Below are 9,323 nucleotides of genomic sequence, written 5' to 3' on the forward strand. Positions count from 1 at the left end.
CCGGCCGGGCCGACCGGGCCGGTTGCGCCGGTCGAGCCTGGCCGTCCCGCCCGGCATGGGCCGCCACCACCGCCACCGGGTCCGCCCGGTCCGCCGGTGCCGCCAGGCCCACCCGCACCACCGACCGCGGTCGTCACCAACCATCCAGGCGCTGCCGTCGTGTACACCGCGATCGCGCCGCCGTTGCCACCGGGCTCACCCTGCCCGCCCATTCCGCCTGGACCGCCGTTACCCCCGTGGCTGAAGCAGATCGGCTTGCCGGTCGGCGTTTCACCGGACTCCGAATCCGCGCCCGCCGCGCCCGCCTCGCCAGGAACCCCAGGCGCTCCCATCGTCCCCATCGCGGCGAGCCGGGCGCCGACCACGTGCCGTGCCAACAACGTGATCGGTGCGGCCGACGCCCCGGCGTAGCCGTAGTTGGTCGTGTCGACGCTCCCGTTGCGGCAGTCATAGGTGTCGGCGGCGATCACCAGCGGATAGCCCGCCAGCCGCAGCTGATAATAGGGCGAGTGCACGATCTCCCGCGCGACGAGAAACAGCGTCGTGCCCGGCGCGATGCCGCGCAGCGCCAGCTCTCGCCGTAACTCCTGCTCCCAGTTTTGATTGATTTCGATTTTATCGCGTACCCAGCTGAAGCCCCCGGTCCCGCTGATAGCCAGCTGGTCCGTGGCAAAGGCGCGGTTCCGCACCACCTCCGGGGCGAACAGGGCCGCGAGCGCGCCGAGACCGCCCAGTGCGATCATCTGCCGGCGGGATACTTCCATATCCGTCAACCTCCTCAGGAAACGAGGAGATCACCGTGCCGCAGCAGACTGAAGCGGCGCTGATGTGGTACTGAAGTCCGGTCTTTCATGCTGTGGATGTCTTATGTGGAGTGTCGCGCTGCGGCCCGGCCGAGGCAGCAGCTCCTGCGGTGATTTCTCGTCGCGCCGTGGTGCGCGTGACGGGTATCGTGGCGGGGCCGGCTGCGGGACTTCGGTGCGACTTCCGAAAACCCGCCTCTGAAGCGATGCTTCGCAGTTCGTGGCCCCCATGACCCGGCCGGCCCTGTGCCGCCAACGGAGAGAAGCCTGGCCGTGGTCATGTCGCGGGCAGCGGGCCGCCTGCGAGGACCTGGTCAACGCCGCGATCACGGCCGCCGGACCAGCGCATCCTCCGCCTGCCAGCCGCTGCGAGCCTGTCAGGGCCGCTCGTTCTGGTCCAGCCGGGTCCACAGTAGATGGTCGCGCCAGCCGTCGAGGTCGAACGCCCATCCGGTCAGCGCGGCGTGCGCGGCGGCGCGGTCCGAGGTGAGCGACTGGAAGTGGCCGACCTCATCGCGGTGCTCGACCATGAACCGGCCGTCGTCGGCGAGCGCGGCCTGCGCGAACAGTCCCGGTGTCGCCTTGCCCGGCTTCAACAGCACGAAGTAGGCCTCCTCGCCGGTTGCGACCTGGCCGAGCAGTTCGAGGATGCCGCCCTCGGACGGGTCCTCGACCTCACGCCCGCTGGCGCAGTTGGCCCGCAGCCACAGGTGCCGCCGCTGCCAGCGTAGGTTGACCGCGATGCGCTGGCTGTGCTCGCCGTTCCATGCCGTGCGCAAGCCGTGCCGCCGCAACGTTTCCACCACCTGATGCCCGACGGCGACCGGGTCGACGTCAGGACCGGCCGAGCCGTAGCACAGGTAGAGGCTGCCGCCGTCGGCCGCGCTCTCGGTGTCTTGCATGTGGAAGTAGACGTATCCGTGCGCGCCCGGCGTGTCGGCGATCTCCGCGCTGATCTCGGCGTTGCCGCAGCTTTGGCAGCACGCGAAGTGCTGCCGCGCCACCACTCCGGCGTCTTCCAGGTCGGCGAACGCGGCGTCGAGCCGGTCGCAGTCGGTGATCTGGGTGTGCGGGGGCTGGGACAGCAGGTGTGTCATCCATTCCTGCTCCACGAGCGCCGCGACGGTACCGGGAAGGTCCTCGCCGGAGTATTCGTCCTCGAAGCTCTCGATCGTATCCTCGGCGATCACGTGCCCGTCGTCGTAACCGATGGCCACTTGGAGCCGGACATACTCCCGAAGATCTTCCGTCATAGCACCGCAGTGTAAGCAAGCCGACACGGTTGAGAAAGGGGCTGTTGACAGCTTGCAATTGATCGACATTTCTCAATGTCGTGATCATGGGCCGGTGTTGCGTGTGGAGCGTCGGGGCGCATTATCCCGACTGATCCACGGCCTTCCCGCGCGGTGGCCGGTGTGGCATTCTGGCGGCCGGAAACACCGGGGGAGAGTCATGCTGGAGATAGCGGGTTATCGAATCCTGCGCAGGCTCGGCGAGGGTGGCATGGGTGCGGTCTACCTCGCCGAGGCGCTCGACGGCGGGCAGCGGGTCGCCATCAAGGTGATCCATGGTCACCTGCTGGAGCGGCAGGAGTTCCGGGAGCGCTTCCGGCGCGAGGTGGCCCGGGCCAAGACCGTGCCGCCGTTCTGCACGGCCGAGGTGATCGCCGCCGACCCGGATCACGAGCCGCCCTATCTTGTCATCGAGTACGTGGACGGCCCGAGCCTGTTCGAGGTCGTGCAGCAGCACGGCCCGCTGCGCGGTGCCCGCCTGCACAGCCTCGCGGTCGGCGTGGCCACCGCGCTCACCGCGATTCACGGTGCGGGCGTCATCCACCGCGATCTGAAGCCGGGCAACGTGCTCGTTTCGTCGGGCAGCATCAAGGTGATCGACTTCGGCCTCGCGCGGGAGATCGACTCCAACACGGGCAACCTTACGACGGGCGACGAGGTGATCGGCACCGTCCCGTATCTGAGCCCGGAGCGGCTCGGCGGGGCACGGGTCATCACGCCGGCCGCAGACATCTTCGCGTGGGGCGGGATCATCACGTTCGCGGCCACCGGGCGCACCCCGTTTCGCGGCGCGACCCCGGCCGACACCGCGATCAGCATCCTCTCCGATCCGCCTGACCTGTCCGGGGTACCGGCTGAAATAAAGGAATTGGTGGAAAGAGCGCTGGACAAGGACCCGGAGCTGCGGCCAACCGCCCGGGAATTGTTGGATGCTCTGCTCAACGCGGCCCCGACGGCACCCAGGGCGGCCGTCCCCGAGGTGGCGACGGTGCCGATGCGCCGGCCCAAATGGCGGGGCGTGCGGCTGGGCCTCATGACCGCGGGGCTCTCGGTGGTGCTGCTGGTCACGGCGGCCGCAATCGCGCTGAGCGGCCAGACAGGCACGCCCACGGCCCAGACCTCGTCGGACTCAAGCCTCGTGCCCCGCCCGAGTCCGAGTCTGATGCCGACTCTGACTCCGAGCATCAACCCGGGGCTGCGGCCGATGATCGAAGACCGGCTGACGTCGGAGGACGGCTGGAGTCCGACGGACGACAAGCGCTACGGCCGGTGCACGATCGGCTCCGCCGGCCTGACCGCAACTCTGTATCCCAAGTCGGCCGTCTATCGCTGCAAGGGAAGACACGACCAGACGACCGACTTCGACGTGTCGGTCGACGTGAAGACCACCGGCAACAGCTGCGCCGCGATCTGGTTCCGCTATCAGGCCGACGGCTCCGACGGGCCCGGGATCCAGCAGCCCGACGGCGGATATGCGCTGCAGATCTGCGGGGAACTGGCGGTCTTCGTCACGCACGAGACCGCCTACCGGAGCCTGCGGGAGATGAAGCTGCGCACGTCGGTGGCCGAACGCGGCTCGCGCATCCGCATCGTGGCGCGGGGCACGGAGTTCACCTTCTATCAGGACGGCGAGCAGCTCGCGATCCACGACGACAACACGTTCCACATTGGACGGGTCGCGCTTGGCATGCTGCAGCGCAACGGCCAGGAACTCCCCGGCGGCCACTCGGCGACATTCACCAATCTGGTGCTCCACGGCACGTCGGTGTTGCCGCCCCAGACGTCCGGCTCGGGGCGCGGCAGCAGCAGCGCAGACCCGGCGTAGGTGGCGGCGCAGTCAGCTGTCCGTCTGGGCGCTGGTCGTGTTGCAGTGCAGGCCCGGTGTAGGTGGCGGCGCAGTCAGCTGCCCGTCATGGCGCTGGTCGCGTTGCAGCGCCGGCGGGTGTAGGTGGCGGCGCTGTCAGCTGCCCGTCATGGCGTGGGTCGCGTTGTGGCCCGCCTCGGTGGCGCGTTTGAGGAAGTCGGCGATCGCGCGGATCTCGGTGTCGGTGTGGCCGGCACGGGTATGCTGTCCGCCGACCTGGATGCGACGTCGGGAAGTGGAGACGGGAAGCCGGTGCCTACGACAGATGTGGAAGCGTCCGATTCGGATCAGGCCGAACAGCCCGCCCGGCGGACACCGGGCCGGCTGCTCGATGCCGCGGTCGTGGCCGCATACGCGCTGGGCGGTTGCTATGTCACGGCCCGGCTTTGGCTCGACATTGCGCATCGGGTGACCGCGGACAACGAGCAAGACCACGTCTTCTTCCAGTTTGTCCTGCTCAATGCGGCCCGAGCCCTGACCGGCCTCGACAACCCGTTGTTCAGCACCGCGCTGAACGCGCCGTACGGCGTGAATATGATGGCCAATACGTCGATGCTCGGCCTCTCGCTGCCACTGGCGCCGATAACGCTGACCCTCGGGCCGACTGTGTCCCTCGGCCTCGCGCTGGTGATCGGCTTCGCCGGCACCGCCACGGCGTGGTATTTCGTGTTGCGGCGGCACGTCACCGCAAACCGCCTGGTGGCCTTCATCGCCGCGGGTTTCTGCGGGTTCGCGCCCGGCCTGGTGAGCCACGGCAACGCACACCCCAACATCGTGGCGCAGTTCATGCTGCCGCTGATTGTCTCGCGTGTCATCCGGCTTCGTGACACCGGTCGGCCGGTTCGCGATGGCATCATGCTCGGGCTGATGGTCACCTATCAGCTGTTCATCAATGAAGAACTCGTGCTCTACACGGCCGTCGCCTGCCTGGTGATGGTCGTGGTGTACGCGCTGTCGCGACCCGCGCAGGCCCTTCGCAGCGCGCGTCCGTTCGCCGCCGGCATGGCGGTGGCGGCCGGCGTCGCCCTGGCTCTCATGGCGTATCCGCTCTGGTTCCAGTTCTTGGGACCGCAGCACTACGCCGGCCCGTTCTGGTGGTCGCACATGTTCGACATGGATCTCGCATCCTATGTCGCCTATGCGCGCGAATCGATCGGCGGCGACCCAGCGGTAGCCTCCCGGCTCGCGGCGAATCCCACCGAGGAGAATTCCTTCTTCGGCTGGCCCTTGTGCGTCTTCGCGGTTGTCACCGGGCTGGTGTGGTTCCGGGTCATGGCGGCGCGTCTGGCCTTTATGGTCGCGCTCGTCTTCGCGGTCCTGTCGTTCGGCAACCAGATCAAGATCGACGGTGTCCAGACCGGCGTGCCTGGTCCGTGGAAGCTGTTCAGCGGGTTGCCGCTGCTCGAATCCGTGATCGTCACGCGGCTGGCCCTCGTGGTGACCGCGGCTGTCGGCGTTCTGCTCGCGGTCGCGGGCGAGCGAATCGCCGGCCTTCTCGCCTCGATGGATGACCGCGACAGCCGGCGCAAAGCGCTGTTCATCTGGTACGGAACCGTGGCGGCGATGTTGATTCCGGTCGCGCCGACACCACTGCCGACAACGACTCCCGCTCCGGTTCCCGCATTCTTCGCCGACGGGACGTGGCGGCAGTATGTCGGCGACGGCTCGGTCGTGCCGGTGCCACCGCAGCCTTTGCCGCCCGAGTCGATGCGCTGGCTGATCGCGGCCAAGCTGGAATTCCGATTGGCGGACGGCTACTTCCTGGGCCCCAAGAGCGAGCACGACCCGACCCCGGACTACGGCCCGCCCCGCCGGCCCACCGCTGAACTGCTCCGGCAGGTCGCGGCGTCGGGCAGCATGCCGCAGATCACCGACGTGCAGCGCCTGCAGGCGGCGGCCGATCTACGGCACTGGCAAGCGGATGTGCTCGTGCTCGGGCCCCACCCGCACGCGGACGCGTTACGCAAGGCCGTGGACGTCCTGATTGGACAGCCGGGCCGGGAGACCGGCGGCGTGTGGGTGTGGGATGTGCGGACGCTTCGCTAGGTGCCGAGCACGAAATCATTGCGGCACGGGCCGCGTTCGACCTCCTGCACCAAAGCGGCCGGTTGACATCCCGGGTGTACGAGGGTGGTCGGGCCTGACCGATGCGCAGTCGGCCAGGGAGCCGGCCCGGCGAATCGCATGCGTCAGTATCGCCGCTGCGCCGCCTGAAGCACAGCCAACGCCTTCGTGCGCGCATCGTCCTCTTCGGACTGGAGCAGCTTGATGGCTTCGTCGGTCGCGTTGGCCAGCTGCCGGGACAATTCCGCGTGAGTGCGCAACTGCTGCGTCTTGGTCCACAGCTCGACGAACACCGACACCTTGGCCCGCAGCACCCACGGGTCAAAGGGTTTCGTCAGGTAGTCGACCCCGCCCGCGGCGTAGCCCCGCACCGCCAGCTGAGCGTCCCGGTCCACGGCCGTCAGGAAGATGACGGGGATGTGGCGGGTGCGCTCGCGCCGCTTGATGTGGCTGGCCGTCTCGAACCCGTCCATGTCCGGCATCTGCGCGTCGAGCAGGATGAGCGCGAAGTCGTGGATCAGCAACTGTTTCAGCGCGGCCTCGCCGCTCTCGACAGCCACGGTCTCGACCGGCAGGCCCTGAAGCATCGCCTCCAAGGCGATCAGGTTGTCCCGCCGGTCGTCGACAAGCAGCGCTTTGGCCGTCTGGGCCTGCATCATGCGAACGTGCCCTTCCCGAGGGGGAGCGTGCCCTTCCCCAATGCAGCGTGCATCATGCGATCGTGCCCTTCCCGAGGGGGAGCGTGCCCTTCCCCAATACGGCGTGCATCATGCGAACGTGTCCTTCCGCTGCGTCCACGTTGCCATGAGCTCCAGCAGTTCGTCGAGGTCGACCGGCTTGCTGATGTAGTCGCTGGCGCCCGCCTCAAGCGCCGCCTCCCGGTCCGTCGGCATCGCCTTGGCCGTGAGGAAGACGACCGGCAGCCCCGCGAAGCGCGGGTTGCGCCGGATCTCCTGGGTGGTCTGGTACCCATCCTGATTGGGCATCATCGCGTCCATCAGCACGATATCGACGTCGGGATGGTCGGCCAGCAGCCGTATGCCGTCGGCCCCGTTGTCTGCGTAGAGCACGGTCATGCCGTGCAGCTCCAGCGCGCTGGTCAAGGCGAACACATTGCGCACGTCGTCATCCACGATCAACACCGTGGCTCCGTCAAGCCGTTGCGCGGCAACGGTTTGCCGCTTCTCGGGCACGCTCGCGGCGTGCGTGGACGGCGTGAGGAACGGCCCGACGGGTAGGTCGCTGTCGATGACGTCGGGCAGGTAGAGCGTGAACACCGAGCCCTGCCCGACCGTGGACTCGACCGTGATGGTCCCGCCCAGCAGCCTGGCCAGCTCGCGGCTGATCGACAGCCCGAGCCCCGTGCCGCCGTATCGCCGGCTCGTCGTCCCGTCGGCCTGGTGGAACGCCTCGAAGATGAGGCCCAGCTTGTCGTCGGGGATGCCGATTCCGGTGTCGCGGATGGAGAATGCGACCACCTGCCGCGCCTGCCGCAGGTTCACATTGTCGAACCGGATGTCGGTCGGCGCGGGCGCGATTTCGAGCCCGACCGACCCGCTCGCGGTGAACTTGATGGCGTTGGACAGCAGGTTGCGCAGGATTTGTTGCAGCCGTTGGGCATCGGTGGTCACCGTGCTGGCGCGCAACTCCGGCGCTACCGTGACCGACAGTCGCAGTTTCTTTTCGTCGGCCTGCGGCCGGAACGCCGCCTCGACGAACTCGCGCACCTCGGTGAACGGCACCTGCGTCGGCTCGATGTCCATCCGGCCGGCCTCGATCTTCGACAGATCCAGGATGTCTTCGATCAGCGCGAGCAGATCGGAACCGGCATTGTGAATCGTGCGCGCGAATTCGATCTGCTTGGTGGTGAGATTGCCGTCGGGGTTGTCCGACAGCAGCCGGGCCAGCAGCAGCACCGAGTTGAGCGGGGTGCGCAGCTCGTGGCTCATGTTGGCGAGGAACTCCGACTTGTATTGCGACGCCGAGGCCAGTTGCTGCGCCTTTTCCTCCAGGCGCAGCCGGGCCATCTCGATTTCCCGGTTCTTTATCTCAATGTTGCGGTTCTGCTCCGACAGCAGCGCCGCCTTCTCTTCCAATTCATTGTTGGTACGCAACAATTCCGCGCTCTGCTCGCGGAGTTCGTGCGCCAGGCGCTGCGACTGGGCCAGCAGTTCCTCGGTGCGCCGGTTGGCCAGGATCGTGTTGAGCGTGATGCCGATGGTGGTCGCGAGCCGCTCCAGGAAGTCGGCGTGCAGCCCGGAGAACTGGGTGATGCTGGCGAACTCGATCACGCCGAGCACCTCCCCCTCGAACAGCACCGGCAGGATCAGCAGATCGGACACCGGGGTCTCGGCGATGCCGGTGCGCAAGGTCAGCGGCGTGATCCCCTTGCCGACCCGGATCGGGCGGCGGGTCTGCGCCGCCTGTCCGACGAGGCCCTCGCCCGCGGCGAACGTCATCGACTCGTCGGGCCGGCCGTAGCCGTAGGAGGCCGCGAGCCGCAGGCTGCCGTCACCATCCACATCCGACAGGAAGAACGCCGCCACCTGGCCGTTGATCAGCGGGGTGACCTCCGCCATGATCATGCGGCACACCTCTTCGAGCTCCCGCTGGCCCTGCAGCAGCGCGCTGGTGCGGGCGATGTTGGAGTCGAGCCAGCTCTGCTGCGCGTTTTTCTCGGTGGTCTCGCGCAGCGTCACGATCATGCGGTTGATGTTGTCCTTAAGCTCGGCGACCTCGCCCTGCGCCTGCACCGCGATGTGCTGCGTGAGGTCGCCACGCGTCACGGCCGTCGATACCTCGGCGATCGCGCGCAGCTGGGTGGTCAAGGTTGACGCGAGCTGGTTGACGTTTTCGGTCAGGTGCCGCCACGTGCCGGACACGCCGCGCACCTGCGCCTGGCCGCCCAGCTTGCCCTCCGAACCCACCTCGCGGGCCACGCGCGTCACCTCGTCGGCGAAGCTGCGCAGCTGGTCGACCATCGTGTTGACGGTCGACTTCAGTTCGAGGATCTCACCGTGGGCGTCGACCGTGATCTTTTGCGACAGGTCGCCCTTGGCCACGGCCGTGGTCACCTGGGCGATGTTGCGCACCTGAGCGGTCAGGTTGGACGCCATCAGGTTGACGTTGTCGGTGAGGTCGCGCCAGGTGCCGGCCACGCCGCGCACGTCGGCCTGTCCGCCGAGCTTGCCTTCCGTGCCGACCTCGCGCGCCACCCGGGTCACCTCGTCGGCGAACGACGACAGCTGGTCCACCATCGTGTTCACGACGTCCTTGAGCTCAAGGATCTCGCCCTGCGCC

General features: G+C 67.9%; 5 protein-coding genes and 1 pseudogene. 2 read left to right on the forward strand and 4 right to left on the reverse strand.

Annotation, left to right across the window (positions count from 1 at the left end; translation table 11 throughout):
* Positions 1-764 (reverse strand): annotated as a pseudogene (locus DM816_RS45395) (hypothetical protein); the annotation flags it as partial.
* 416 nt (positions 765-1,180) lie between these two features.
* Positions 1,181-2,056: a DUF6891 domain-containing protein gene (locus DM816_RS37120; protein WP_117215189.1), complete on the reverse strand. Its 876-nt coding sequence runs from the start codon at positions 2,054-2,056 to the stop codon at positions 1,181-1,183.
* Positions 2,057-2,255: 199 nt separating this feature from the next.
* On the opposite strand from DM816_RS37120, the gene DM816_RS37125 reads away from it, so the two are divergent.
* Positions 2,256-3,920 carry a serine/threonine-protein kinase gene (locus DM816_RS37125; RefSeq protein ID WP_117215190.1) on the forward strand — a complete coding sequence of 555 codons (1,665 nt, stop codon included), beginning with the start codon at positions 2,256-2,258 and terminating at the stop codon, positions 3,918-3,920.
* Positions 3,921-4,073: 153 nt separating this feature from the next.
* A complete protein-coding gene (locus DM816_RS37130; protein WP_162908222.1) occupies positions 4,074-6,005 on the forward strand; it encodes a YfhO family protein in 1,932 nt (643 codons plus the stop codon).
* Positions 6,006-6,148: 143 nt separating this feature from the next.
* Here DM816_RS37130 and DM816_RS37135 read toward each other — a convergent pair whose 3' ends face one another.
* Together DM816_RS37135 and DM816_RS37140 are read right to left on the reverse strand one after the other, a co-directional pair.
* Complete coding sequence (locus DM816_RS37135; protein ID WP_117215193.1) at positions 6,149-6,679, reverse strand: response regulator; 531 nt, start codon at positions 6,677-6,679, stop codon at positions 6,149-6,151.
* Between the two features lie 111 nt (positions 6,680-6,790).
* A partial coding sequence (locus tag DM816_RS37140; protein WP_117215192.1) for an ATP-binding protein occupies positions 6,791-9,323 on the reverse strand: 2,533 nt, incomplete at its 5' end.

The organism is Allorhizocola rhizosphaerae, assembly GCF_003426775.1.
Taxonomy (GTDB): domain Bacteria; phylum Actinomycetota; class Actinomycetes; order Mycobacteriales; family Micromonosporaceae; genus Allorhizocola; species Allorhizocola rhizosphaerae.

What these genes read in the sequence shown, in the direction of transcription:
- DM816_RS37120 (WP_117215189.1), bottom strand. Translation starts at nt 2,056, where the DNA reads ATGACGGAAGATCTTCGGGAGTATGTCCGGCTCCAAGTGGCCATCGGT.
- DM816_RS37135 (WP_117215193.1), bottom strand. Translation starts at nt 6,679, where the DNA reads ATGCAGGCCCAGACGGCCAAAGCGCTGCTTGTCGACGACCGGCGGGAC.
- DM816_RS37125 (WP_117215190.1), top strand. Translation starts at nt 2,256, where the DNA reads ATGCTGGAGATAGCGGGTTATCGAATCCTGCGCAGGCTCGGCGAGGGT.